This window comes from Aeromonas sp. MR16, from assembly GCF_022549315.1.
GTDB classification, from domain to species: domain Bacteria; phylum Pseudomonadota; class Gammaproteobacteria; order Enterobacterales; family Aeromonadaceae; genus Aeromonas; species Aeromonas aquatica.
Genome location: NZ_JAKZFK010000041.1, coordinates 1 through 25,563, shown reverse-complemented (window position 1 = coordinate 25,563; position 25,563 = coordinate 1). Strand labels below are relative to the sequence as shown.

Sequence of the window (25,563 nt, the reverse complement as noted above, 5' to 3'; positions counted from 1 at the left end):
ACATCAAATTACCGAGTCGCCCTGCTCAACAGGGTTAACCGATAAGACCTTTACCACCAAACATTGACCATGGCGCCAACGGCCCAGGTATCGTCGCTGTTATGGCCTTCGAAGCTATGAGTGGTGTCGTCCCAGTTGCTGTTATCGCTGTCCAGATAGGAAGTGTAAACACGCAACTCAGGCTCGCCACGGCCAAAGGACAATGCTTGAGCGAGTGTGACTTTGGAACCGCTGCGGTCATAGTCGGTATTGTTGACGCTCTTGTCGTCCTGAAAGTACCCAGCGTCGAGATAGGTGCGGGTAATATCCGACCAGTGATAAACCACACCGGCGTTGACGGCCATGCTGGAGCCATCTCCCTCGTCACCATTCCACTGCTCGACGCTATCGGCCTCGGCATAAGTGAGCACATGGGTAAAGTCCCAATCAGCAGAGAGCGGGATCGCGCCAAAGTTGCGGATGGCAAACCCTGAACCGTCTTTCACTTCCCCATTCAACACGTCGGCCGCACCAAATTGGACGCCTTGCAGGGCCGAGCCATCCAGATAGTACTGCAGCACAGTGCGGTTATAGCCAGATTCGCCAATTTCCTGTTTGAGTTCGACCAGGAAGGCATGGCCATCGGCGTAATCATGTTCACCCAGTTCCGGATTGTCGATTTGGGCGTCTGTTGGGTCGGCATGGAGGAACCTGTAGCCCATTGCCAGAGTGCCTTTCTCCCAGACAGAGAGATTGTCATAGAGGATCTCGTAGTTCATGGCATCGATGAGGGTGCCCTCCAGGGCTCCTTCTTCAGAGTCGATGCTCGGATTGTGAATGACGCCATCGAGATCCCGATGCAGTACGGCGAGGGAGAGGTTGCCCGGGCCAACCTTCATATCCTCGACACCGGCACCAACGGTGGTCTGACCCCAGTAATAGTGGTCGGTTGTATCGATGTAGTAATTGCTCTTGTATTGACGGATACCCGCCCATGAGGTTTCGCCCAAGCCCATGAAGTTGCGTAACTGCATGTTCATGTTTTCCCAGCCAAAGGGGCTATCGTCGGTACTGCTGTTGGTATCCCCGTCCCACATGTTGAACATGGTTTGTACGTAGACGGAGCGATTATTCTCGTTATACAGCTCGGTTCCGAAACCGACCTCGGCGTAGTTGTCAAACTCGTTGCCGATACGGCCTATTTTATTTTTCTCGAAAGAGTCACCGCCAATGTTGTTTTCCATGCTGCCATCGGCACCACCCGCAACACCGGCTCTAAAATAACCAAAAAAATCAATGTTCTTGGCTGCTGTGGCCAGAACGTCAGCGGTCGTTGTTCCCTCGGCCGCCATGCTATTCGTTGCCCCGAGGGCGAGAGCAGCGGCAACCATGGTGTAACAGATCGATTTTTTCATAACTCTAAATCCCTATCATTAGTTATGTGACTCACCCAGCCTTGGCAAAGGCAGCAACCTAGATCCGTTGAACGGCCGATTAAGCGCCGTATATCGGTATCCTGACCTCAAGGTTCGGACTCATTCTTTGGCCTCCCCCTTCAGATTGGTATCAACATACCAGACCAATATTTTCATTGAAACACTCTGTTACATAATCGTGAGCACAATCACAGTCAGGGGCTTGTCTTCGAACGAAAGCAAAATTTCATCCGATGGGAAATGACGAAAAGTGATGGGGAAGAGCATTCCACAGAAAGGTTCTGATGAATCCAGACGGTGTCAGGCAGTACTTTACCTCTTGGTTGTACTCGATCGAAGATTATCTAAAGTCATGATTTTATTCATATAAAAATAGATCTTGTGTGTTGATAAAAATATCCATATAAGGGGTGCTGTTGACCGTATAGCAGGGTGTCGCAGGGATCTCCCGGGCATGAAAGTGGTGATGGTGATGGCTGAGTATCATCTGAATCGCGGGTTTGACGGGGTTTTGCAATCGCCCTCACACTTTGGTGAAATTGTGGTAGATACCAAAATTGGTCTTTGTTATTTTGCGACCAATTGGTATTCATCTGCGATGTGGTTGGAGTCTTTATGAAGAGAATGTTTGAAGTCCTCAGAGCCGATGTCCTGGCGACGACGCCGGTGCAGCTACTGCAGATGATCCGGCATAGCGAGGGGCGGACCCTGATGGCCGAGACGGTGGTGAGCTGCCAGCCCTTCTCCGAGGGGGTGAGCAATCCAGAGCTGGCGGCATCGTTTGGCGCAGACATGATCACCCTCAACACCTTTGATCTGGGCCAGCCCTTTGTCGAAGGCCTGTATGACGAAGCGGTCGACGACGATGCCTGCCTCGCCACCCGCTATGAGCAGCACGCCAGCTTCATTCGCCAGCAAGCGAGCCTGAATCGGGTGGTGCAGGATTTAAAGCAGGTATCCAGCCGTTTTATTGGCTGCAATCTGGAGCCTGTGCCGCAAGACATTAAGTATCCGGCCGGTTTTCGGGTATCGGCAGACAACATCAAACAGGCGGTGGCCCTGGGTCTGGATTATGTCGTCATCACCGGCAATCCCAATACCATGATCACCGAAGAAGGGATCATCGACGCCATTCGCATGGCCAAGGCCGTGGCTGACAATCAATTGCTGATCATTGCCGGCAAGATGCATGGGGCCGGCACAGGCACAGAGGTTGCGGCTGAGGTGCTGCTCAAATATTGCCAGGCGGGGGCCGACATCATCATGATCCCGGCGCCTTATACCACCCCTGGCATGACACCCGAAACCGCCAAGGCGCTGATAGAAGTGATTCATGGCGCCGGCAAGCTGGCCTTGTGCGCCATGGGAACCTCCCAGGAGGGAGCCGATAGAACGGTCGTCGAGCAAATAGCACTTAATTCCAAGGTGGCTGGTGCAGATATTATTCACATCGGTGATGCGGGCTTTGCGGGCATTGCCGATCCAGAGAACATCAAATATTGCTCAATCGCCATTCGTGGCAAACGGCACACCTATCGCCGGATAGGATTGCGTCGTTAATTCATGTCATTAAATGGTTTTTGAAATGGAGCCTGTTATCAGGCGTATTTAAACAATGCTGTTGCGTTGATATATGGCGAGGGATGCTATGAATAATGCCAATACAAAAGATCCGATTGAAAAATATGTAATGCCGCTGGCTCAGCGGTTGGGAAATAACCGTCATCTGATCGCTATCCGGGATGGTATGGCACTGGTCATGCCCTTCATGATCATTGGCTCGCTGTTCCTGATCCTGGCCTTCCTGCCGTTCCCCGGCTACGAAGAGTACATGACCGAGAGCGGTCTGATGGACAAGCTGCTGCTGCCGGTCGGGGCAACCTATGATCTGATCGCCATCTTTGCCACCTTGGGGGTGGCTTATCGTCTGGCACAGAAATATACCCAGCTCGATCCCATTATCGCCGCCGCCGTTGCGCTGGCTGCCTATATGCTCGTCACGCCCTACAACATCACTCACACCATAGAGGCAACCGGTGAGGAGATCAGTGTTAGTGGCATCAACCTGGCTTACATGGGCAGTGCCGGTATGTTCCTGGGGATCCTCATCGCCATCTATGCAACCGAGGTGTATCGGTGGTTGATGGTCAGGAACATCAGTTTCAAATTGCCCGATTCCGTCCCGCCCGCCGTGTTGAAATCCTTCGCGGCCCTGATCCCGGCGTTCGTTGTGCTGACCTCGCTGTGGCTGGTACGCCTGGCCATTGAAGCGGCCGATCTTGGCAATTTGCATACCATCATAGAGAGCATCCTGACGGCTCCGCTCAAGTTGATTGGCGGCAGTTACATCGGGGCTCTGGTGGCCACCACGATGGAACATGCGTTGTGGGCCGTGGGCATCCATGGCAGCAATATCGTCTCCAGCATCATGCTGCCCATCTGGCTGGTCTTCACCGATGAGAACCGGATCGCCTTCCAGGCCGGTACCGAAATCAAAAACATCATCACCGATCAAACCAACTCCATTTTCCTGAACTTCGGCGGTTCTGGCAGCATGATGGCACTGGTCTTGTTGCTGGCCTTCCGCGCCCGCAGTGAACAGTGCCGCTCTATCGGCAAACTGGGCCTGCCTTCATCGCTGTTCAATATCTCCGAACCCATCATGTTTGGTCTGCCTGTGGTGCTCAACCCCATCATGGTCATTCCCTTCATCCTGGCGCCTGTCGTGGGCCTGACCCTGACCTATATCGGCATGGCCAGTGGCCTCGTGGCGTTGCCGGCGGGTATTTCGGTGCCTTGGACAACCCCCATCTTCATCGGTGGTTATCTCTCCACGGGGGGGCATATCTCGGGTGCCGTGATGCAGCTGATAAACCTGTTGGCAGCCATGGCCATCTATTACCCCTTCATGAATAAATGGGACAGCATCTGCCTGGCCAATGAAAAAATGGTGACGCAAGAGACGCCGGAAGAAGACGAAAAGGCAGCACTCTCCTTCTAAGTCAGTCAGCGGCAGGCGTTGAGTCATCGGGCTTAACGTCTGCGATAAAACGGGGTAAGGCATCATGCAGGCAATTGTGGTGACAGCGGGAAAGGGCACCAGGTTATGGCCATTTACCGAGATAAGAAGCAAATCCATGCTGGCCGTCAGCAATATGCCGATCGTCTACTGGTTGCAGCAGGCCTTGGCCGCCGCCGGGGTCAATGAGGTGGCAATACTTGCCGATGAGCATGAAGGCCAATTCGTCCAGTTTTTTCACCACAATAAGGCAGCGTCCGCGACCAGCCTCCACTCGGTGGCGGGGGCTCAGGACATCGTCGAGGCCTTGCTGGCGTATCAGCAGCGCAACCCGGTCACCGATGCGGTGCTGGTGATCCCCGGGGATTGTCTCATTGAGGCGGAGGATCTTGAACGACTGGTAAATAGCCCCTCTGCCAACGCCGTCTTGCTGAGAAAATTGCGTACCGAGGAGCGCTCCGATCGGCTGTGTTTCAATGCCGAGCAGGACTTCAAGCTATTGGCGCACCCGCGGCGGGAGGGGTTCGATTGCGAGATAGTCGCCTATAAGCTGAGCGCCGATTTTTTCAGCGCGGCATTGCCTTACACAACTGACATTTATGACCATGTTCAGGTTGGCATGATGCCTTCGAGTGAGAAATTTCTGGAGTCAGCCCTGGTTGGCTGGGCGCAGCAGGTCACCGTCGACTTTATCCATTGCGACCAGCCCAGTTTCAATCTCGACTACCCCTGGAATATTCTGGAGGTCAACGGCTATCTCAACCGCCAGCGCTGCCAGCAACTGAGCGCGAGCGAGATAGCACCAAGTGCCACCGTCTCATCCCGTGCCGTGATACGCGGACACATCAAGGTCGGTCAGCACAGTCATATTGGCGACGGGGTCATTTTCCAGGGTAATGCGATCGTCGGCGATCATTGCCAGATAACAGACGGTGCCATCATCGGTGAGAACGTGGTTATTGGTAACGGTGTGACCATCAAGGAGTATTGCAAGCTGGCCGATGAAACGACGGTGGGTAACCAGGCCATCATCGGTCACTGCGCCGAGTTGGCGGGTGTCATTTTTGAGAGCACCTATTTGTATCACAACTGTGAGATTGCCGGGGTACTCGGTCGCAATGTGGATATCGGCGCCGGCACGACCTTCGGCACGCTGCGGTATGATGATGCCAAAACCAGTCATCTCATCAATCAAAAGCGCGTGACGCCTCATCATTACAGTAATGTCGTTTATATGGGGGACTTTACCCGTACCGGGGTAAATACCGTGATCATGCCCGGCGTGAAGGTCGGCTGTCGCTCCGTCGTCGGCTCGAATGTGGTGTTGGCCGATGATCTTCCCGATGAGCGCATTATTCAGGTCGAACAAACCTTGATTACCAAGCCTTGGGGTAGTCAGCGTTATGGCTTTAATAGATAGGGCGTCCCCATAGGAAATACAGGGCAATGTATTGGTGAGCTCCTGGGCTTATATTTATGGTCAATCATCGACAGGGTGACTTATGTTCGAATATGTAGAGTTATTGCAGCGCAGGCTTGAGACCTTGATCAGTTGCAATGCTGAAAAGATGAAAAGAGTCATTGGATTATTTTCTGATGCAATATTGAACAATCACATGATTCATATCCTCGGCACCGGTCATTCTCATATGGTCGGCCTGGAAGGGTTCATTCGTGCCGGTGGACTTGGCAATATCAATGCAATCCTTGATTCGACGGTGACGACCAGTGACGGCGCCCTGCGCAGCTCCAAACTGGAGAAATTGCCGGGGCTGGCGGCCATCCTGTGGTCAGAGCAGCCCATCAGTGCCGGTGATCTGATCGTTGTGGTCTCCAATTCGGGGCGCAACGCCTTGCCAATTGAATTTGCCCAGATAGCGCGGGCGTGTGGCCACACTGTGGTCGCTATCACGTCGGTAGAGCAGTCGAGCGCCTACCCAAGTTTGCATCCTTCAGGGCAAAAACTGTTGGATGTGGCTGACATAGTCCTTGATAATTGCGTTCCGAGTGGAGATGGCTTGTGCCTGGTCAACGGCCGAGTCACTGGCGCATTTTCTACAGTGGCAGGTGTCGTCCTGCTCAACAACATAGTAGTGGAAGCGCAAAAGCAGGCATTGGCTCGACATGGTACGCCCTTGATATTCTCTAGTCAGAACGTCGATGGCTTTAATAATGATGATGTCTATGCCCACTTTGCTGGTCGCCTGAAGTCAATGTGAGGAGATTATTTTGTCCAGTTACCGTTATCAAGAAGTCTGTGCACAGCTGAAAGAGTTTATTCTCAATGAGAAGGACTTTCAGAAATTACCCGATGAGAGGACGTTGGCACAGCAGTTTTCGGTAAGCCGGGTAACCATTCGCAAGGCGTTGGCATTATTAAAAGAAGAGAAGATAATTGACGTTCGTCACGGTTCTGGAATATATATAAACAATAACAAGATGATTAACTCGTTTGAATTTGGTAGCCTGACTCAAGACATGAAAACAATTGGTAAAGAAGTGGCTACTGAGCTTCTTAATTGTTACGTGATGGCAACCCCAGCGCACGGAGAGTTAAGCGGTTTCTCAGGTGAGAATGTTATTTGTCTGGAGCGTGTGCGCAGTGTCGATGGTGTGAAATCTATTCAAGAGCTCAATTATCTTTGTGCCGATCGGTTTCCTGAGTTAGACAAAAAAGTAGAAAGTAATCAGTCTCTTTACCAGTTATTACTGCAAGAATATCAAGTGAAATTCGACCGTGGTGTTGAAACATTATCTGCTGGTTTTATATTGCTGGACACGGCCAGTAAATTAGATACATCGGCGCTCAGCTGCGCAGTAAAAGTAATTCGTGCTGCTTATGAACGGGATCGACTGGTTGAATACACCATCTCCTATACATTGGCCGAGCATTATAGTTGGCAGTATGAGTTGAATAACGTCACTTTATTACACAGATAATCAGGTTGGTCATATGCAGAAAGCGATTAAAGTGGTGACTATCGGTGGTGGGAGCAGTTATACCCCGGAGCTGATGGAGGGATTCATCAAGCGTTATCATGAGATGCCGATCAGCGAATTCTGGTTGGTGGATGTGGCCGACGGGGCAGAAAAGCTGGGCATCATCTTTAACCTGTGCCAGCGGATGATCAAAAAAGCGGGCCTGCCCATCAAGCTCTACCAAACGCTGGACAGACGCGATGCCCTGCCAGGTGCCGATTTTGTGACTACGCAATTTCGCGTCGGGCAATTGGATGCGCGGGCCAAGGATGAAAAGATCCCGCTTTCTCACGGAGTGCTGGGGCAAGAGACGAACGGTGCTGGCGGGCTGTTCAAAGCGCTGCGAACGATCCCGGTCGTCTTTTCTATCATCAAGGATATTGAAGAGCTGTGTCCGAATGCTTGGCTTATCAATTTTACCAATCCGGCGGGTCTGATTACCGAGGCGGTCCATCGCCACACCGATTTCCGTCGTTTCATCGGGGTCTGTAATGTGCCCGTTGGCATGAAGATGTTTGCCAGGGAGTTGCTCCGCTGTGATGAGCATGCCGAGGTGAATATGGATCTCTTTGGCCTGAATCATATGGTGTTCATGCAGGATTTCCTCATCGATGGCGACTCGAAGATGGAGCAGCTGCTGGCGGAGGTGACCAGGGACAGTAACCAACAGTCGGCCTCGGTGAAGAATGTGTCCGATCTTCCCTTCGATATGGATTTCATCAATGGCTTGAAGCTGCTCCCTTGTCCTTACCTGCGCTATTACATCAAAGAAAAAGAGATGTTGGCGATAGAACTGGGTGAGTATTACAAGGGCGGGACCCGTGCCGAAGTCGTACAAACGATTGAAGCTGACCTGTTCAAGCTCTATCAGGACCCCGAGCTGGATATCAAGCCAAAGCAACTGGAAGAACGTGGCGGAGCTTATTATTCTGATGCGGCCTGTGATGTCATCAGTGCAATCGTGAACGACAGTCACACCGAGCATTATGTAAATATCTGTAATAACGGCCATGTCAAAAACATTCCACATGACTGGTGCATTGAAATTAGCTGCACCATCAGTAAAGAGGGGGCCAAGCCTAAAGCTCAAATTGAATATTTTGACGAACGCGTACTGGGTATCATCAGTTCGATTAAATCTTTTGAGATTGCAGCCAGCAAGGCGGCCCTGACAGGAAATTACCAAGACCTGATCGTGGCCATGAATTTGAGTCCGCTGATTCATTCAGATACATCAGCGAAAACTATCGTCAATGAAATGTTATTGGCTCATCAGAAATACTTGCCGCAGTTTGATAAAGTGATTGCGCAATTGAGTGATTAGATAGTAACGTGAGGGTGAGTCATAACATATAAATTCAGGTGTCATATGAATAAGAAAATATATCTTTTTTGTGCCGCAGGTATGTCAACGTCATTGTTGGTTAATAAGATGAAGGAGCACGCGACCAAACATGCAGTTCCGGTAGATATTCAGGCATTCTCCGAATCATTAATTCTGGAAAAAGGACCCGAAGCCGATCTGATTCTGCTTGGGCCACAAATTAAATATATGCTCAATGACTTTGCTGGCAAGTTTCCTGATAAGCCGGTGGCCATCATTGACTCCTTAATCTATGGCAAGATGGATGGCCTGGCATTATTGAAATCATCCATCGCCATGATCAAAGCACATCAGAGTGCATAGTCCATCCACGTAAAGCAGGAAGACCGGTGAATATGCTTGATATTGAACTGCCTGGTTCAGAGGATATCGCCTCTGATCTGGAAGAACAGGTAATGGGATTGATCATCAATTCCGGTAATGCACGCAGTTGTGCCTATGAAGCACTCTCTTTTGCCAAACAAGGCAATTTTTTGAAAGCAGAAGAAGTGATGCAAGAGGCCAGGGCTGCGTTAAATGAAGCTCATCTGGTTCAAACTAAATTAATCGAACATGATCAGGGAGAAGGCAAGACCAAAATGACGCTTGTCATGGTCCATGCGCAAGATCATTTGATGACCTCCATGCTTGCTCGTGAATTAATTGCAGAGTTGATTCAGGTTTATAAACGGTTGTCAGAAAAGTAATCAGCGACATTTCAATTTAATACTACTTAATAGCAAGCCAATTTAACTCATTGTTTAAATGGAGTTTTGACATGGAAAAAAATGGACTTTTCAATAAATCCAAAATAGCCGTGGTTATTATCACCGCGATGCTCGGACTGTCGGCGTGTACCGACTCTACCGAGGACAACGGCAATGCGGCGGCGGACAATAATCCGAGCGATTCTCGCAATCCTGGTACCCCGCGAGATCCCATCGTTCCAACCACGCCAACCACACCGATTACGCCGACGACTCCCGATAATTCCGATGTGGCGGCCAAGCCCGTGCTCGATCTCGATGCGCCTGCCAAGATCAAAATGGGGATATGGAATAACACCGAACTGGTCGTCGGCCAATCCCGCTCGATCGAAGCCATGTTGATCCCTGATGAATCTCTGCCTTATCCCGGCAGTCCCGAAGAGGTGCTGCATAAGCAGGGCATCACCTGGTCCAGCTCCAATGAGGCGGTGGCAACCGTCGACAAATTTGGCCGGGTCAAGGCCGTGAGCACAGGCGCGGTGGAAATCTCCGCCCGCTCAGTGACCAACACCACGGTGGTGGGGGTCGCCAAGCTGAATGTGGTGGCTACCCCGACCCTGAACAAGCAGAACCCGACTGTCATGATCAAGGGTGACAAGCCTGCCAAGAACCCGATCTTGCTGGAGAAGCAGGTCACCCGTTATGCCTCTACCAATGTCAGTCAGGACCTCGTCGACATTCGTGCCCAGATGGCCGCCGACGGTGGCGACGAAGTCCTTCAGGACAACATACGCTGGCTGATCCAGGAAAATACCAACCCGGGTCGTGAAGGCGTCTATATCGTGCGGGAAGACAGAACCGCCACCAACCGTGACCGCATGATGTACTTCATGGGCAACCGCTATCTGCCCATCGAAGCGAACATTGCCATGACCGGTGAGGTGGAAGTCAATGCCCCGGTGAACTATGTGCCGCAGGTGCCCACCCAGATCATGTCTGACGGCAACAAGGGGATCTGGATTACCTCCGCCAGCGGTGCCCTGAGCCACATCGCCATGGTGCGTATGAACCCGGATGCCAAGGCAAGCCTGATGAGTGACGTGACCCAGCGCGTGGTCGATCGCCGCGGCTCTGTGTCCGATGCCAGCTATCGTGCCGATGGCAGCACCGGTACCTGGCACCCGGAGATCACCGACAACGATGGCCTCTGGACCTCCATGTACGGTGGTGGCGAGCTGATGCGTTATGCCACCCTCAAGCGGGAAGGGGCTGACAAGGAAGAGATCGAAGCCGCCCGCAAGACAGCGCTGCGTGCACTCAAATTCGATCTGCTGCTGAGCAACATCTCGGGTCGCAAGGGCGAGGTGAAGACCAAGGTTCGTCCTATCGTGGGGGCGGACGGTGGCGACTACAAGTTGCAGACTCTGGTGTTGCGCAAGGATGGCGAATACGCCATCAACAACAAGCCGACCGGGCCGACAGGCAACGGCGGCAAGGTGGGTCTGGTCTATAACATGAAACCGATCGACGACACCCAGTTTGTCGACGATCCCTATGCCATCGGTGCACTGAACGATACCAATGCCGACTATGACACCAAGACCCGCACCATCGAAGGCTTCTTCGCCCGCACCTATGCCTTCCAGGGCGCCGATACCAACGGCTTCACCGAGGGCTACGTGCAAGGCGGTGCCAACAACTATTTCCCGGGCGGACACACAGTGGCGCGTGCGGGTGAGCTCGGCACCAAGGGGGATCTGAGCGGCAAGAAAATTGCCAAGTTTGTCTACTGCGATGGCGTGCCAAGAGATTTGGGCGGTAACAAGGACTGCAATCCCGTTGGCGAGAAGATGGCCGGTCTCGAGATCAATGCCGAGCTGCCGATCCCGGATGTGCTGCAGTGTACCGGTGCCTTCGCCGCACAGAGTGATTGCGCGAATGCCATGGAAGACGATCTGGGCAACATCTTTACCGAGGAGCAGGTGCTCTACAAGGCGGACACCAGTAACGACGAGTCTATCGGCCACTTCTTCATCTACCGCATTGCCTACGACATCCTCGACGAGAGCAATCCGGAAGAGAAGGCCACCAAAGACCTGATCCGCACCACCATGCAGAAGTGGGCCGACCAACTGATCGCCAACGAGTACAACTTTGTTGATGCCAGTGGCCAGCCGACCAAGTGGGGCAAGACATCCCGTGATTACTTCAACAACGATTACGCATGGGAAGATGCGGCCCTGAACTCCGTGGTGCTGGTTGCCGGCATGAAGGTGGCCGCCTACGTCACCGGTGAGCAGCGTTACGAGTCCGAATATCAGGCGCTCGCCAGCAAACAGGGCTATGACTACGCCACCCTGGCCAAGGAGTACTGGAGCCGTTGGGCTGCCTTCGCGGGTGCCCAGTATGGTGCCGACACCTCCATCATCGGCTGTCTGGATTCGACCCCTGTCGTAGAGACCGGCGACAACACCAAGAACTCCCCCTCCATAGGCACCTTTGCCAGCGGCAACGACGGTGGTGGCATGTGTGGTGATGGCATCGAAGATCCGAACGATCCGGTGCAGGTTGAAGAGTGGGTGCGTGAGGTGGTCAACACCTCCGATGAGGAGATGGCGGCGCTGGCCTGGTACATCCTGTTCACCACGGAGCAACAGGGTACCGAGCTGCATCAGCAATACGTGGAGGCCTATGACGAGTGGTATCGCTCCATGGGTTACCAGGAGAACCCCTTCTTCGATTACGTCCGCCAGCTGGGCCAACCGCAGACCGAGTTGACCAACGCCTCGGGTAACAACCTGAAGAAGACGGCCGCCTGGCAACTGCACCGTCACCCGATCGACACCAGAAGATGGGGTGCCTATGACTTCGCTCGTCCCGACGTGTGGAAAGCCGGTATCGGTTCGGAAGCCGCGACCCGTGAGGATCGTTACCCCATCATCCGGACCAATGATTCCGCCATCGTCGATAGCCGGACCATGCGTGATCAGGTGCTGGCCGAGGGGTCACACACCACCCTGCCGCTGGATGAGCGCATGCTCACCAAGTTCAACAACAGTACCTTCAACCTGGGCTTCAAGCCGCTTCAGTATCATCAGTGGCTCGATAAGAACACCGCTTGCTTCGATAACGATGCCAGCACGGCCTGCGTCTATACAGGCACCAAGCCGAACCCGGCTTATGGCAGCCCGACCACGTTCGAAGGCTCGACCACCTACACCTTGCCGTACTGGATGGGGCGCTTCCACAGCTTCCTCGCCAAACCGGAATAACAGGGTGAATTGCCAGAGTGCATAAACGGAGGAGGCAGATGACTGCCTCCTCTTTCTCGTTTGACTGTCGAGAGGATCAAAGATGCAGGGATCAGACATTTTCATTGGCATCGATCTGGGGGGAACTCAGCTGCGGGTGGCCGCCATCACGGGGGAGGGCGTCATCCTGGAGCAGCTCAAGATGCTGACCGACAGTGCCCGTGGTTACAGGAGCATAGTGGCGGACATGCAGCGCGCCTGCCGGCACCTGACACAGGCGTATCGGGTCGCCGGAATAGGGGTCATAGCCCCGGGGCCGCTGGATGCGGTCAATGGGGTGATCCATGCGCAGCCCACCTTGCCGGACTGGGATGCGGTCCCGCTTCGGGCGATGCTGGAGGCCGAGTTCGGCCTGCCGGTGCGGTTGGAGAACGACGCCAATGGCGCCGCATTGGGGGAAGCCCTGCTCGGGGCGGGCAGAGGCCATACCAGCGTCTTCTACATCACGGTGAGTACCGGTGTCGGCGGTGGTTTCATCTACAAGCGGCAGCTGATCAGCGGTGCGCACAACTGTGCCGGCGAGATTGCCAACATGATCATCTCCGAAGAGGGCCCCCATGGGGACGGCCTGAACCGGGGCGCGCTGGAGAGCCTGACCAGCGGCACGGCACTGGGACAACAGGCGATGGCGTGGGGATTGGCGGATGCGGCCGCGCTGCTGACCCAGGCCGAGCCAAGAGCCCGTTTCGTCGCCAACCTGAGCACCGGCGTTGCCAACATCATTCATACCCTCAACCCGGACATCATCGTCATGGGGGGCGGGGTGATGAACTCCCAGGCACTGTTCTGGGATGAGTTGCAACGGCAGACAGATGAGAAGCTTTACCCCTATCTCAGGGGCAAGACCCACTTCGCCCTGGCGGCGCTGGACGGCAATGCCGGCATTGTGGGGGCTGCCCTGTTGGCGCGCCAATGCCTGGAGGAAGGTGCGACACCATCCCTGCCGTGAGTGCTTGAGTGCGGGGAGGCGGTCCATCCTGAGCCACTGAGCGGCCTGGCTGGATGTGACTGAGGGTCTTGATTGTCAGGCCGTGATAAGAGACATGGATGCAGCATATGAAAGGAAACCTGATTGCTCTGAGCCTGATGCTCGCCACCGGCGCCGCGATGGCAACCACCACCATAGATGTGAACTTCATGGTGCCGCAGGCCATGGCCGACCGCCAGGGCCGCGAGGCGTTGTTTGCCGGCTTGCGCGCCAACCTCGGCAAGGTGGACGAGTTTTACCTGTCGAAATACACGGGGATCACCAAGAATGGCAAGCCGGAGGATATCCACTTCAACCTGCGCCAGATCCTCGTGCTCAGCGACAAAACTGCCGATGCTGAGTGCCTGGATGGCTTGGCGCATACCGCAATGGTCCTGTACCAGGATGGGCAAATTGCGGCCAAGGACAAGGTTGCGCCCAGTGAGCCCGGGTACGACACCGCCTGCATCTCCCCCGAAGATGCCGAGCTGATCCGGCTTGCGGGGCACAGTTCTGGTGCGGATTTCTGGGTCACGCTGCACGATGGCTTCCTCCACGGCTATGCCATCGGGCTGGCGAGAGGCCAGATGGATGCGGAGGTGAAGCTCAACAATGTGGCCACCACCGGCAGCTACTATGCCCCCGGCAGCCTGGCACACGAGTTCCTTCACTTCTTCGGTGGCGTCGACCTGTACAACCAAGCGGAAAATGCCCTCTGTCAGTCTGACGGCGCCTGGTCGGGGCGTTTGATGTGTACCAGTCCCCAAGTCCCGAACGCCAACCTGTTTGGCAGCACTCAGTACCTGGATGAGAAACTGTTCTTGCAACGCTTCTACGACAGGGCCGATTCGACCATGGAGGACTGGACCTATAACGGCATCAACCGCAGCCGCTCCGCATTCAAGGCATCGGGGGCGGCGGTGATGAGGGCGCCGGCCAATGGCAGCCGTGTTGCCAGCCTGCAGGTGAGTGGCAGCACCCTCTCTCGGGAGGTGCCCTTCCTCACGCTGAGCGTCACGGTGAAAGGGGCCGGCCAGTATGCGCAACCCGTCGCGGTGGAGCTCTATACCCAGGGCGTCACCGCCAGGGCCGGCGATCACTACTTCGATGATGTCACCCAGACCCTGACATTCGATCCGAACAACCCCGACTATGAGGTCACGGCCGATGGCGGCTGGGTGAAGACCTTGCGGCTCACCAGCAAAAATCTGGACTTCAGTGGAAACAAGACGCTGCTCCTGGGCCTGCGCGCTGGCAACGCCACCGCGGTCAGTGCCGCTCAAACCACCATCACTGTCGCCAGAACCGGTCCGGCACCTGCCCAGGCCGAGCCCGAGCCCGTCCAGAGCAGCGATGATGGCGCGAGTGTGCCTGTGATCAAGAGCAGTGACGAGGGCTTCGGTGCGGGCGCCAGCTCGCCGCTGGTGTTGCTGGGGCTGGCTTGCCTCGCCTGGTGGCGCAGACAGTACCGCTAATGGATGCTATGGGGTTGGCACCATAGTCGAGCAGGGGGAGGGGATGCAAACGATGAGCATAACCGTCTGAATCAACAGTATTTCTAGATGAAAAATGCCGGTCATTGACCGGCATTTGCGTAACAAGAGCGGGGAGGCTTAGCCGAGGTTGGTCGCGACAGGGCTACGACGCTTCAGTTTGAACTGATAGCCGATGGCCAGCACCACCAGCCAGACCGGGATCAGCATCACCGAGATCTCCATGCCCGGGGTCAGGTACATGATGACCAGGATGGCGGCCATGAAGGCGAGGCAGAGATAATTGCCGAACGGGTACCAGAATGCCTTGAACTTGGGCTCTACCCCTTCGGCCTGCTTGGCCTTGCGGAACTTCAGGTGAGCGAGGCTGATCATGGCCCAGTTGATGACCAGGGCGGAGACCACCAGCGCCATCAGCAGACCAAAGGCCTTGCCCGGCATCAGGTAGTTGATCAGCACGCACAGCAGGGTCGCGGCGGCAGACACCGAGAGGGCGACCAGCGGCACGCCGCTCTTGTTGGTCTTGAGCAGGCTGCGCGGGCCGTTGCCCTGCTTGGCCAGGCCAAACAGCATGCGGCTGTTGCAGTAGACACAGCTGTTGTAGACGGAGAGCGCGGCGGTCAGCACCACGATGTTGAGCACCGTGGCCACCAGGTCGCTGTCCAGGGCGTGGAAGATCATCACGAAGGGACTGCCACCTTCCACCACCTTGCCCCAGGGGTAGAGGGACATCAGCACGGCCAGGGCGCCGATATAGAAGATGAGGATGCGGTAGATCACCTGATTGGTGGCCTTGGGAATGCTCTTCTCGGGATCATCGGCTTCTGCCGCCGTGATGCCGACCAGCTCCAGACCGCCGAAGGAGAACATGATCACCGCCATGGCCATCACCAGTCCGTTGATGCCGTTGGGGAAGAAGCCGCCCTGATCCCACAGGTTGGTCACGCTCGCCTCGGGACCCGCGCCACCGGAGAACAGCAGATAGCCGCCAAAGCCAATCATGCCGACGATGGCCACCACCTTGATGATGGCAAACCAGAACTCCATCTCGCCGAACGCCTTGACGTTGGTGAGGTTGATGGCGTTGATCAGCACGAAGAAGAAGGCCGCCGACATCCAGGTCGGGATTTCGGGCCACCAGTACTGCACGTAGATGCCGACTGCGGTCAGCTCGGCCATGCTCACCAGCACGTAGAGTACCCAGTAGTTCCAGCCGGAGGCGAAGCCGGCGAAGTCACCCCAGTACTTGTAGGCAAAGTGGCTGAAGGAGCCGGCTACCGGCTCTTCCACCACCATCTCGCCGAGCTGGCGCATGATGAGGAAGGCGATGAAACCGCCGATGGCGTAGCCCAGCAGCACCGAGGGACCCGCCATCTTGATGGTCTGGGCAATGCCGAGAAACAGGCCGGTACCGATGGCACCGCCCAATGCGATAAGCTGAATGTGGCGGTTTTTGAGGCCGCGTTTCAGCTCTCCGCCCTGTTGTTGAAGATCCATTCTTCCGTCCTTACGTCGCTGAAGTCACTCGTCTGTCGCCCGTCCACCTTTGCACTTCCTGTGCCCCGGCGCGGCACACTGTGCCGAAAACGTGACGAAATCCGTATTAATTTCGTTACGGTGTGCCACTCATCGTTTTTTATGGTGGCTACCAACCCGAGCAGAATAGTGATAATCGACCGCCCATGCACCTGTTTTCCTCATCATTGGCGCGTTTTTTGGGACCGATGCAGGTTTTTTATGATCCAGACAGGGGTTTTGGGAGTGGTTGCTGGTTTTGTGGTCGATTGGATTTTAGGTGATTGACATGGCGATATCGTCGTGTCCTATTGTCGTTCTTCTTCACGAAAGGACTCATTATGGTCGAGCGTATTGTCGGGGGGCTGCTGTTTGCCGCGCTCTGGTTGGGGCTCTGGCTCTCTCCCATGTTACTGACGATGGCGGCAGCCTGCCTCATCGTCTGGGGATGGCAGGGGGCGGATTATCTGGTGGCCAACATCATCATGGTGCTGACACTGGCAGCGGGCATTGGCCTGGTGCCCGCCTGCTGGCTGAGTGAGCGAGTGCGCAAAGGCCCCGGTCTGCTGACCCTGCATGGCTGGCTGATGAACAACCGGGAGCTCAACAAGCCGGGTTCCCGCCCGCATTTATGATGACAATGACGCCGACGTACCCCGTCGGCGTCATTTTTGTTCCCCTCTACTGTTCATTTATATTGCCGCATTCTTTCCTGGCGGAATTTCACACCAATCATTTCATGCTTATTAGCACAGTTGACGGCGCAAACCGGTGGCCTCCAGGATCTTGGCACTGATCTCCTCCACCGAGTGAGAGCTGGTGTCGAGGAAGTGGATTGCCTCCTGACGAAACAGTCGCTCCACGCTCGCCAGCTCCTGATCGCACTGCTCAAGGGACGAATAACGGCTGTTGGCGCGGCGCTGGTTGCGGATCTCGTGCAGCCGCTGGGGTGCTATGGTGAGGCCGAACAGCTTGTGGCGGTTGGCCTTGAGGGCCGCAGGCAGCTCCAGCGAGCCCATGTCCTGCTCGATGAAGGGGTAGTTGGCGGCGCGAATGCCAAACTGCAGCGCCAGATAGAGGCTGGCCGGCGTCTTGCCGCAGCGCGACACCCCGATGAGGATGATGTCCGCCTCGTCATACTCCTTGGTGGTGATGCCATCGTCGTTGCTGAGGGCGAAGTTGACCGCCTCGATGCGATCGTCATACAGCTTGCGGTTCTCCATGCCGTGGGTGCGATGCAGCCTGGGCTCGGCCTTGATCCCGAGCTCCTGCTCCAGCGGGCTCACGAAGGTGTTGAGGAAGTCGTGGCTGCTGGCCTGGGCCTTGAGCACCTCTTCGCGTACCTGGGGGTCGACGATGGTGTGAAACAGGATGGGGCGCACCCCGGTCTGGCGAAACTGTTCGTCGATACGCAGCCGTACCTGGCGGGCCTTCTCCTGGGTCTCCACGAAGGGGATGGTGACCTGCTCGAACACCAGGGGGAACTGGCTCAACACGGCGTGACCGAACACCTCGGCGGTGATGGCGGTGCCGTCGGATACATAGAATACGGTGTGCAATGGGGACTCCTGTGATGCGCTTCGGTGCGGTGGCAAGGTAGAAGTATCTCTCGAAACCATATCACCTTTGTCAACAGGTCTGCCGTAGCCAAGTTGTGAACTCGCTTGCAAACCTGAGTCGTTACCTTTTTGTGTCGGCATTGTAGAATGTCTGTGTCAAACGACCATCCCCAAATCTTGCAGGGGATATTTTTGACAATAAGTAGAAAACGTTTTCATGGTCGTTGGCAAGCACACACCAACAAAAACATATGATTTGGCACAGCAGGTGCGTTGACACCCTGGCCCACCAACCTGGAGACATGCAAATGCAACAGTACGTACTCTGGTACGAGCAGCTCGGTATGCAGGACGTAGAGCGCGTCGGCGGCAAGAATGCATCCCTTGGCGAGATGATCAGCAACCTCTCCGGGGCCGGTGTATCCGTGCCGGGCGGCTTCGCGACTACCGCCTTTGCGTTTAACGAGTTTCTGGAGTTAAGCGGCCTCAACGGCAAGATCCACGACCTGCTCGACAGCCTGGACGTGGACGACATCGCCGCCCTCAACCGGGCCGGTCAGCAGATCCGCGACTGGGTGGTGGACGCGCCATTCCAGCCTGCGCTGGAGCAGGCCGTGCGTGCGGCCTATGACAAGTTGAGTGCCGGGCTCGAGGCGTCGTTTGCGGTGCGCTCCTCCGCCACCGCCGAGGACATGCCGGATGCCTCCTTCGCCGGCCAGCAGGAGACCTTCCTCAACGTGCGCGGCATCGACTCTGTCATGACCGCCATCAAGCATGTGTTCGCCTCCCTGTTCAACGATCGCGCCATCTCCTACCGGGTGCATCAGGGCTATGACCACAAGGGCGTGGCGCTCTCGGCCGGGGTGCAGCGCATGGTGCGCTCGGACTTGGCCTCCTCCGGCGTCATGTTCACCCTGGACACCGAATCTGGCTTCAACGACGTGGTCTTCATCACTGGTAGCCAGGGCCTCGGCGAGATGGTGGTGCAGGGGGCCGTCAACCCGGACGAGTTCTATGTGCACAAGCCAACCCTCAAGGCCGGCCGCCCCGCCGTGGTGCGCAAGACGCTGGGCTCCAAGCTCATCAAGATGACCTACTCCGAGGACGCCGGTCACGGCCGTCAGGTGAAGATCGTCGACACCAGTGAGGCCGAGCGCAACCGCTTCTGCATCACAGACGAAGAGGTGATGGCGCTGGCGAAACAGGCGCTCATCATCGAACAACATTACGGCCGCCCGATGGACATCGAGTGGGCCAAGGATGGTCAGGACGGCCAGCTCTACATCGTCCAGGCCCGCCCCGAGACGGTGCGCAGCCGCCAGGAAGCGAACACCCTGGAGCGTTTTGCGCTCAAACAATCCGGCAAGGTGCTGATCGAAGGGCGCGCCATCGGCCACAAGATTGGCTCGGGTCCGGCGCGGGTCATCTCCTCCATCAGTCAGATGGACGAAGTGCAGCCCGGCGACGTGCTGGTCACCGACATGACGGATCCGGACTGGGAGCCCATCATGAAGCGGGCCTCCGCCATCGTCACCAACCGCGGTGGTCGCACCTGCCACGCCGCCATCATCGCCCGTGAGCTGGGGATCCCGGCCGTGGTGGGCTGTGGCGATGCCACCAAGCGCATCGAGCCGGGTCAGCTCATCACCGTCTCTTGCGCCGAAGGGGACACCGGCTTCATCTACGACGGTGAACTCGACTTCGACGTGGCGGTGACCGAGGTGGGCAATATGCCGCGCCTGCCCATCAAGATCATGATGAACGTCGGCAACCCGGATCGCGCCTTCGACTTCGCCCAGCTGCCGAACGCCGGCGTAGGCCTGGCGCGCCTCGAGTTCATCATCAACCGCATGATAGGGGTGCACCCCAAGGCGCTGCTGGAGTTCGACCAGCAGACCCCGGAGCTCAAGGCCACCATCACCAAGATGATCGCGGGCTACGACAGCCCCCGTGAATACTATGTGGCCAAGCTGACCGAAGGCATCGCCACCCTGGCCGCCGCCTTCTGGCCGGAGCGGGTCATAGTGCGGATGTCGGACTTCAAGTCCAACGAATACGCCAACCTGGTGGGGGGCCGTGGCTACGAGCCCCACGAAGAGAACCCCATGATCGGCTTCCGTGGCGCCTCCCGTTACATCGCCGACAGCTTCCGTCCCTGCTTCGCCCTCGAGTGTGAGGCGATGAAGCGGGTGCGCGACGTCATGGGCCTGACCAACGTCGAGGTGATGATCCCCTTCGTGCGCACCGTGGGTGAAGCTGAGCAGGTGGTGGAAATCCTGGCCGAGAACGGCCTGCGCCGCGGCGAGCGGGGCCTCAAGGTCATCATGATGTGCGAACTGCCCTCCAACGCCCTGCTGGCGGATCAGTTCCTGCAACACTTCGATGGCTTCTCCATCGGCTCCAACGACATGACCCAGTTGACCCTGGGTCTGGATCGGGATTCGGGCCTCATCGCCCACCTGTTCGATGAGCGCAACGAGGCGGTCAAGGCGCTGTTGTCCATGGCCATCCAGGCCGCGCGCAAGGCGGGCAAGTATGTGGGGATCTGCGGTCAGGGCCCGTCCGATCACCCGGACTTCGCCGCCTGGCTGGTCGAGCAGGGTATAGATTCCGTGTCCCTCAACCCGGATACCGTGGTCGATACCTGGCTCTATCTGGCCGAGCAACACCAGGCCAACTGATCCGACAAGACAGTCGCGGACGATAATAAAAACGGCGCCAACAGGGCGCCGTTTTTATATCTGACAGCAGGTGTGTCATCTATTGTGTCCGATGCCTCTGTGCTGCTCGTTCAAAATAAGCGTGTCAGCGCGTGCTTTTACACTCCGTTACATCGGCGCGTCTTCCCGGCGCTTCATAATAAGCCGTCATCGGATGGGGCCGGATATATTCCCCATGCGAAATAGCGCCTCTTTGGGGCTAGCCATCAATGTACAACATCAATATTGCCAGGGTAGGCGGATGTCACAGAGCGTATCAAATCAGGTGATCAGAAGAATGTTGGCGGCCTGCCAACAGCAAGGGGGAGACTCGGAGGCCATATTGATGGCGGCCGGCCTGACCGCATTCGATATCAACCGGACGCAGGGCCGGATCCTGGCCCAGAGCCATTACCGCGCACTGAGTCTGATGCAGGGTTATTTGAGCGGATTTCATCAGGAGATCCTCTCCTATGACATAGACCGGCTCTATGCACAGTACCCGCCGCTCATCAGTCTCTGCCTGAACCGGCCATCTCCTCGGGCGGCCATCGAGGCCCTGCTGGCCTATCGCACCGTCATCGGCAACTGCGACGATTTCCGGGTCAGGACGGGCGCGCTGCATACCCAATATGAGTACATCAATCAAGGACCTGCCATCTTGGGGGCGAGCCAGGCCATCCCCAACTTTGTCATCCTCTACCGGGTCCTGCGTGTCTATGAACCCGCTATTGCGGTGTCGCTGGGCTTTATCGGCAAGCCACCGGCACACCACGGTCAGTTGGATCACTTCTTCGGCAGCCGCTGCCGCTGGGAGCAGGAGGCGAATACCCTGACCCTCGCCAACACCCTGCTGGATAGGCGCAGCGATTGCTACAACGAGCCCCTTGGCCGCTTGCAAATCGGCCAGCTTGAGCACATTTGTGCCGAGATAGCCGAGCGGGTGCCCTTTACCCATCAGGTGGGGGAGCGGATCCGTCACAAAATTTGCGAGGGAGGGATGGAGAGCGATGAGAATGTGCTCGAGGATGTTTGCTCGACCATGAATATCAGCCGCTGGACCCTGAACCGGAAATTACAGGGGGAGGGGGGCAGTTTCTCCACCATTTTAAAACAGGTCAGAATGACGGAGGCCTGCAGATTATTGGAGCAAGGGGAGCAGACGCTGCAAAATATCAGCGATCTGGTGGGTTTCTCCTCCCAGAGTGCCTTCAATCGTTTCTTCAAGGCCAATGCCAATATGACCCCGCTGGTCTATCGCAACTCCCGCCAATAAAAAAGGACCGGGGCAATCCCGGTCCCTGATGATGGGGCAACAACATGGAAGTGGGCACTGGCGCCCACCCCCGCCCCGTTATTTGGTCACCGTGGTCACGGTGGCGGCATCCACCCCGCTTGGCAAGGCCAGCGCGCCGGCCGTGGTGTGGCTCACCACTATCTCCTTGCTCACCGTGAAGGTCACCGGCACCGTGGCCGACACGTCTGATGAGGGACTGATGTAGGCGCTGTAGTTGCCCGGCTCCACTATCCACTGGTTGCCGGCCTCATCGAAGCTGGCGAGGATGCTGGCCGGAATGGTGAAGCTCAGCTGCTCGCTGGCGCCAGGGGCGAGCTGCTTGGTCTTGGCGAACGCCTTGAGCTCGATGGCCGGCTTCTTCAGCTTGACCTCGGGGGCGCTGACATAGACCTGGGCCGCCTCCTTGCCCGCCACGCCGCCGGTGTTGGTGATGGTCGCCGTCAGCACTATGCTGCCGGCCGCACCGCTGGCCAGGGTGTTCTGGGCAACCGCCGGGCTGCCGTAACCGAAGCTGGTGTAGGAGAGGCCAAAGCCGAACGGGTAAGAGACCGCCTGCTCGAAGGTGCTGTAGTAGCGGTAGCCCACGTAGATCCCCTCGTTGTAGTAGAGATCGTCCGGCTCGCCGTCACCGTCGGTGTCCTCACCCGGGAAGGTGCTTGAGGAGGGCACGCTGGCGTAGCTCGCGGGGAAGCTCTGGGCCAGCTTGCCGCTCGGGTTGACCGTACCGGAAAGCACGTCCGCCACCGCATGACCTGTCTCCTGGCCTGCCATGTAGGCCAGCAGGATGGCGTCCACCTTGTGACTCCACTGGGCGGTATCTATCACCCCGTTGACGTTGAGCACTACCACCACCTTCTTGCCCTTGTCGTGGAAGGCGCTACTCACCGCATCGATGAGGGCGCTCTCGTCGTCGCCGAGCAGGTAGTCGCCCTTGCCACTGCTGCGATCCGCCCCCTCACCGGCCTGACGGCCCAGGCTGATCACCGCCACCTCCTGCTCGCTGGCGGCGGTGGTGATGAGGCTGGCAAGCGCAGGGCTGACGGCCGCCTCGGCGCAGGTATAGTAGCCCTTGGCGCCAAATTGCCCCTCGTGATAGACCTTGTTGTTCTCATAAAAATCGCGGTAGTAAGCCTGCAGTGCTTCGCTCACCGGGAAACGGCTGGCCAGCCCCTGGGCGATGGTGGTGAGGCTGGCGGCGTTGACATCCCCGCTGCCGGTACCGCCCTTGTAGGTGTTGGTCTGGTTGATGCCAAAGCTGGCCACCTTGCTGGTCGCGGCAAGGGGCAGGGCGGCGGCCTCGTTGCGCAGCAGCACCATGCTCTCGGCCCCGGCCTGGCGAGCCAGGGCGGCGTGAGCGGCCAGATCCGGACTGTTGCCGACGGGCAGCTGGTGATAGGAAGGGCTCTTCATCATCTGGGTCAGGATATGGATGGCGGCCTCGGTCACCTTGGCCTCGCTGAGATCCCCGTGATCGATGGATTGCTGCAACTGCTCCTTGACGTTGCCCGGTTCGATCAAATCCTGTCCTGCCAGCACCTGCTTGTAGGCGTTGTTGGCCACGTCCCCGGCGAACCAGTCGGACATCACCAGCCCATCGAATTGCCACTCGCCGCGCAGTACTTTGGTCACCGCGTCCTTGCGTTCGTTCACATAGGTGCCGTTGACCTTGTTGTAGGAGGTCATCACCGCCCAGGGCTGTGCCTCGTCCACGGCGATCTGGAAGCCGCGCAGGTAGATCTCGCGGAAGGTTCTCGGCTCGCCGATGTCGTTGATCTGGTTGCGGTTGGTCTCGGAGTTGTTGCCAAAGAAGTGCTTGATGGTGGTGCCCACCCCGTTGCTCTCCACCCCGTTTACCATGGCGGCGCCCATCTTGCCGGTCAGCAGCGGATCTTCCGAGTAGTACTCGAAGTTGCGGCCATTGAGCGGGTTGCGCTGAATGTTCATGCCCGGCGCCAGCAGGATATCCACCCCGTACTGCCTGACCTCATCCCCCATGGCTTCCCCCACGGACTCGACCAGCTCGACGTCCCAACTGGAGGCCAGCAGCGAGCCGATGGGCCAGGCGGTGGCATGGTAGGTGGCGCTGTCGTCGTCGCGGTTGGCGCTGATCCTAAGGCCCGCCGGGCCGTCGGCCAGCTTCAGGGCCGGGATGTCGATGCCGTCGGCGCTGCGGCTCACCCCGTTGATGTAACCCGCCACCCCGGCGACATCCTGCTTGACGTTGACGGCGCCGTTGGCGCTGCCATAACCGGGGCCGGAGAGCAGATCCAGCTTCTCGGCCAGGGTCAGCCTGGCCACCATGGTTTCGGCCTGAGCACGGTAATAGGCGTCATCCTTGACGATGGGGGCGTCGGAGTCGTTCTGGTTGCAACCCACCAGGATCCCGGCCAGGGCCAGGCTGACGGAAAGTGAAACCGTTTTCATTTTTGTGGTGGTGATAGGCATGAAGACTTCCTCTAACTGTCTGAATAAAAAGTGGAAAATACGATATCTATGCCACATGGTGACGTGGCCGCTCTGGTGGCGGTTTGCCATGGGCAGAGAGAGCGGGCTCATCCTTGCGTGTGATGAAGCGGGCCAGGAGCAGGTTAACAAGTTGGCGCAGGCCACCATTGCCCCGGGGGAGCGAGAAATGTGCCGTTGGGAGCAAGAAGATCAAGTTGTGACCCCGATCCCATTGGCCGGCATAGGTTGGGGAAATGGCGAGGCTGATGGCGTGGTGCCCGGTGAGAGCGCGACATTATGGTAATGGCACCGTGATGGGTGGCCATGTAAAGCAGGCTCTTCATCCTATTATCTGATCGGATTGAGGGCAAAGAGAGCGGCAGAAATAGTCATCCAGGTTATTATTCAGGCGATATCTGGCGGACGCCAACCAACATATTATCCAGAGACGGTATGTCCAGCCCATCCTTAATAAGATCGAACTGGCCTGATATATTGGCAATGTGGATCCCACACTGACATATACCGTGATAATAGAGCCACGTCCAACAGAGTGAGACCCGTCATATTGGCATTGTTCTCATCAAGCTTGTCATCTCGTCTCATATCACCCGGGCGGGAACTCACCAGACACAGATACTGAGTGTTAGCTCCATCATCTTTTTTAACAAAGATAAAATTTGTAGTTGCATAAATCGTCATAAATTCATTTTAAAGAGATTAAAGCCTGCTCGTATGAATCCTATCAATCAGTCATTTTGATGTATGTTGCTGTTATATATGTAATTTATTAT

The 25,563-nt window shown here is 56.6% G+C and carries 21 protein-coding genes; 16 read left to right on the top strand and 5 right to left on the bottom strand.

Annotated elements, in window-relative coordinates; translation table 11 throughout:
• Window positions 1–50 precede the first annotated feature (50 nt).
• Window positions 51–1,394: a carbohydrate porin gene (locus MM194_RS20070; RefSeq protein WP_033132211.1), complete on the bottom strand. Its 1,344-nt coding sequence runs from the start codon at window positions 1,392–1,394 to the stop codon at window positions 51–53.
• A gap of 475 nt (window positions 1,395–1,869) precedes the next feature.
• On the opposite strand from MM194_RS20070, the gene MM194_RS20065 reads away from it, so the two are divergent.
• The 9 genes from MM194_RS20065 to chbA all read left to right on the top strand — a co-directional run bounded on the left by MM194_RS20065 (window position 1,870) and on the right by chbA (window position 9,483).
• Entirely contained in the window at window positions 1,870–2,034 is a 165-nt protein-coding gene (locus MM194_RS20065) for a hypothetical protein (RefSeq protein WP_241344705.1), read from the top strand.
• A complete protein-coding gene (locus tag MM194_RS20060; protein ID WP_033130166.1) occupies window positions 2,031–2,975 on the top strand; it encodes a hypothetical protein in 945 nt (314 codons plus the stop codon). Before MM194_RS20065 ends, MM194_RS20060 begins: the two co-directional genes overlap by 4 nt.
• A gap of 73 nt (window positions 2,976–3,048) precedes the next feature.
• On the top strand, window positions 3,049–4,416 hold the full coding sequence (gene celB / locus MM194_RS20055; RefSeq protein WP_347006513.1) for a PTS cellobiose transporter subunit IIC: 1,368 nt from the start codon (window positions 3,049–3,051) through the stop codon (window positions 4,414–4,416).
• Between the two features lie 64 nt (window positions 4,417–4,480).
• A complete protein-coding gene (locus tag MM194_RS20050; RefSeq protein WP_241344703.1) occupies window positions 4,481–5,854 on the top strand; it encodes an NDP-sugar synthase in 1,374 nt (457 codons plus the stop codon).
• 82 nt (window positions 5,855–5,936) lie between these two features.
• Window positions 5,937–6,653: a sugar isomerase domain-containing protein gene (locus tag MM194_RS20045; RefSeq protein WP_033130150.1), complete on the top strand. Its 717-nt coding sequence runs from the start codon at window positions 5,937–5,939 to the stop codon at window positions 6,651–6,653.
• 10 nt (window positions 6,654–6,663) lie between these two features.
• Entirely contained in the window at window positions 6,664–7,374 is a 711-nt protein-coding gene (locus tag MM194_RS20040; protein WP_241344702.1) for a GntR family transcriptional regulator, read from the top strand.
• Window positions 7,375–7,387: 13 nt separating this feature from the next.
• Window positions 7,388–8,737, top strand: coding sequence for a 6-phospho-beta-glucosidase (locus MM194_RS20035; protein ID WP_241344700.1), 1,350 nt, complete (start codon window positions 7,388–7,390; stop codon window positions 8,735–8,737).
• Window positions 8,738–8,782: 45 nt separating this feature from the next.
• Window positions 8,783–9,100 carry a PTS sugar transporter subunit IIB gene (locus tag MM194_RS20030; RefSeq protein WP_033132208.1) on the top strand — a complete coding sequence of 106 codons (318 nt, stop codon included), beginning with the start codon at window positions 8,783–8,785 and terminating at the stop codon, window positions 9,098–9,100.
• Between the two features lie 32 nt (window positions 9,101–9,132).
• Window positions 9,133–9,483, top strand: coding sequence for a PTS N,N'-diacetylchitobiose transporter subunit IIA (gene chbA / locus MM194_RS20025; RefSeq protein ID WP_241344709.1), 351 nt, complete (start codon window positions 9,133–9,135; stop codon window positions 9,481–9,483).
• A 22-nt stretch (window positions 9,484–9,505) separates the two neighbouring features.
• Here chbA and MM194_RS20020 read toward each other — a convergent pair whose 3' ends face one another.
• Window positions 9,506–9,880: a hypothetical protein gene (locus MM194_RS20020; RefSeq protein ID WP_241344698.1), complete on the bottom strand. Its 375-nt coding sequence runs from the start codon at window positions 9,878–9,880 to the stop codon at window positions 9,506–9,508.
• Between MM194_RS20020 and MM194_RS20015 the strand changes: the two genes are divergently transcribed.
• From MM194_RS20015 to MM194_RS20005, 3 genes are all read left to right on the top strand, one after another.
• Window positions 9,879–12,755: an Ig-like domain-containing protein gene (locus MM194_RS20015; protein WP_241344696.1), complete on the top strand. Its 2,877-nt coding sequence runs from the start codon at window positions 9,879–9,881 to the stop codon at window positions 12,753–12,755. The genes MM194_RS20020 and MM194_RS20015 overlap by 2 nt on opposite strands.
• Window positions 12,756–12,837: 82 nt before the next feature.
• Window positions 12,838–13,743: an ROK family protein gene (locus tag MM194_RS20010; protein WP_241344694.1), complete on the top strand. Its 906-nt coding sequence runs from the start codon at window positions 12,838–12,840 to the stop codon at window positions 13,741–13,743.
• A gap of 107 nt (window positions 13,744–13,850) precedes the next feature.
• Complete coding sequence (locus MM194_RS20005) at window positions 13,851–15,236, top strand: SVAGG family GlyGly-CTERM protein (RefSeq protein WP_241344693.1); 1,386 nt, start codon at window positions 13,851–13,853, stop codon at window positions 15,234–15,236.
• 138 nt (window positions 15,237–15,374) lie between these two features.
• Here MM194_RS20005 and MM194_RS20000 read toward each other — a convergent pair whose 3' ends face one another.
• Entirely contained in the window at window positions 15,375–16,751 is a 1,377-nt protein-coding gene (locus MM194_RS20000) for an amino acid permease (protein ID WP_241344691.1), read from the bottom strand.
• A 359-nt stretch (window positions 16,752–17,110) separates the two neighbouring features.
• Here MM194_RS20000 and MM194_RS19995 point away from each other — a divergent pair, with 359 nt between their 5' ends.
• A complete protein-coding gene (locus MM194_RS19995; RefSeq protein ID WP_241344690.1) occupies window positions 17,111–17,404 on the top strand; it encodes a hypothetical protein in 294 nt (97 codons plus the stop codon).
• A gap of 111 nt (window positions 17,405–17,515) precedes the next feature.
• On the opposite strand, the gene MM194_RS19990 is transcribed toward MM194_RS19995, so the two are convergent.
• On the bottom strand, window positions 17,516–18,328 hold the full coding sequence (locus MM194_RS19990) for a pyruvate, water dikinase regulatory protein (protein WP_241344688.1): 813 nt from the start codon (window positions 18,326–18,328) through the stop codon (window positions 17,516–17,518).
• A 308-nt stretch (window positions 18,329–18,636) separates the two neighbouring features.
• Here MM194_RS19990 and ppsA point away from each other — a divergent pair, with 308 nt between their 5' ends.
• Window positions 18,637–21,009: a phosphoenolpyruvate synthase gene (ppsA, locus tag MM194_RS19985; protein WP_241344687.1), complete on the top strand. Its 2,373-nt coding sequence runs from the start codon at window positions 18,637–18,639 to the stop codon at window positions 21,007–21,009.
• Window positions 21,010–21,325: 316 nt separating this feature from the next.
• Window positions 21,326–22,303 carry an AraC family transcriptional regulator gene (locus MM194_RS19980; protein WP_241344685.1) on the top strand — a complete coding sequence of 326 codons (978 nt, stop codon included), beginning with the start codon at window positions 21,326–21,328 and terminating at the stop codon, window positions 22,301–22,303.
• A 78-nt stretch (window positions 22,304–22,381) separates the two neighbouring features.
• Here the strand turns inward: MM194_RS19980 and MM194_RS19975 are convergent, their stop codons facing one another.
• A complete protein-coding gene (locus MM194_RS19975) occupies window positions 22,382–24,769 on the bottom strand; it encodes a glycoside hydrolase family 3 C-terminal domain-containing protein (RefSeq protein WP_241344683.1) in 2,388 nt (795 codons plus the stop codon).
• Here MM194_RS19975 and MM194_RS19970 point away from each other — a divergent pair.
• Complete coding sequence (locus MM194_RS19970; RefSeq protein ID WP_241344681.1) at window positions 24,768–25,073, top strand: hypothetical protein; 306 nt, start codon at window positions 24,768–24,770, stop codon at window positions 25,071–25,073. The genes MM194_RS19975 and MM194_RS19970 overlap by 2 nt on opposite strands.
• Window positions 25,074–25,563 lie beyond the last annotated feature (490 nt).

Bases quoted from the DNA above. Each gene is read 5' to 3' on its own strand.
- MM194_RS20070 (WP_033132211.1), bottom strand. From the start codon at position 1,394: ATGAAAAAATCGATCTGTTACACCATGGTTGCCGCTGCTCTCGCCCTC.
- MM194_RS20065 (WP_241344705.1), top strand. From the start codon at position 1,870: ATGAAAGTGGTGATGGTGATGGCTGAGTATCATCTGAATCGCGGGTTT.
- MM194_RS20060 (WP_033130166.1), top strand. From the start codon at position 2,031: ATGAAGAGAATGTTTGAAGTCCTCAGAGCCGATGTCCTGGCGACGACG.
- celB (WP_347006513.1), top strand. From the start codon at position 3,049: ATGGCGAGGGATGCTATGAATAATGCCAATACAAAAGATCCGATTGAA.
- MM194_RS20050 (WP_241344703.1), top strand. From the start codon at position 4,481: ATGCAGGCAATTGTGGTGACAGCGGGAAAGGGCACCAGGTTATGGCCA.
- MM194_RS20045 (WP_033130150.1), top strand. From the start codon at position 5,937: ATGTTCGAATATGTAGAGTTATTGCAGCGCAGGCTTGAGACCTTGATC.
- MM194_RS20035 (WP_241344700.1), top strand. From the start codon at position 7,388: ATGCAGAAAGCGATTAAAGTGGTGACTATCGGTGGTGGGAGCAGTTAT.
- MM194_RS20030 (WP_033132208.1), top strand. From the start codon at position 8,783: ATGAATAAGAAAATATATCTTTTTTGTGCCGCAGGTATGTCAACGTCA.
- chbA (WP_241344709.1), top strand. From the start codon at position 9,133: ATGCTTGATATTGAACTGCCTGGTTCAGAGGATATCGCCTCTGATCTG.
- MM194_RS20015 (WP_241344696.1), top strand. From the start codon at position 9,879: ATGTTGATCCCTGATGAATCTCTGCCTTATCCCGGCAGTCCCGAAGAG.
- MM194_RS20020 (WP_241344698.1), bottom strand. From the start codon at position 9,880: ATGGCTTCGATCGAGCGGGATTGGCCGACGACCAGTTCGGTGTTATTC.
- MM194_RS20010 (WP_241344694.1), top strand. From the start codon at position 12,838: ATGCAGGGATCAGACATTTTCATTGGCATCGATCTGGGGGGAACTCAG.
- MM194_RS20005 (WP_241344693.1), top strand. From the start codon at position 13,851: ATGAAAGGAAACCTGATTGCTCTGAGCCTGATGCTCGCCACCGGCGCC.
- MM194_RS20000 (WP_241344691.1), bottom strand. From the start codon at position 16,751: ATGGATCTTCAACAACAGGGCGGAGAGCTGAAACGCGGCCTCAAAAAC.
- MM194_RS19995 (WP_241344690.1), top strand. From the start codon at position 17,111: ATGGTCGAGCGTATTGTCGGGGGGCTGCTGTTTGCCGCGCTCTGGTTG.
- ppsA (WP_241344687.1), top strand. From the start codon at position 18,637: ATGCAACAGTACGTACTCTGGTACGAGCAGCTCGGTATGCAGGACGTA.
- MM194_RS19980 (WP_241344685.1), top strand. From the start codon at position 21,326: ATGTTGGCGGCCTGCCAACAGCAAGGGGGAGACTCGGAGGCCATATTG.
- MM194_RS19970 (WP_241344681.1), top strand. From the start codon at position 24,768: ATGAAGACTTCCTCTAACTGTCTGAATAAAAAGTGGAAAATACGATAT.
- MM194_RS19975 (WP_241344683.1), bottom strand. From the start codon at position 24,769: ATGCCTATCACCACCACAAAAATGAAAACGGTTTCACTTTCCGTCAGC.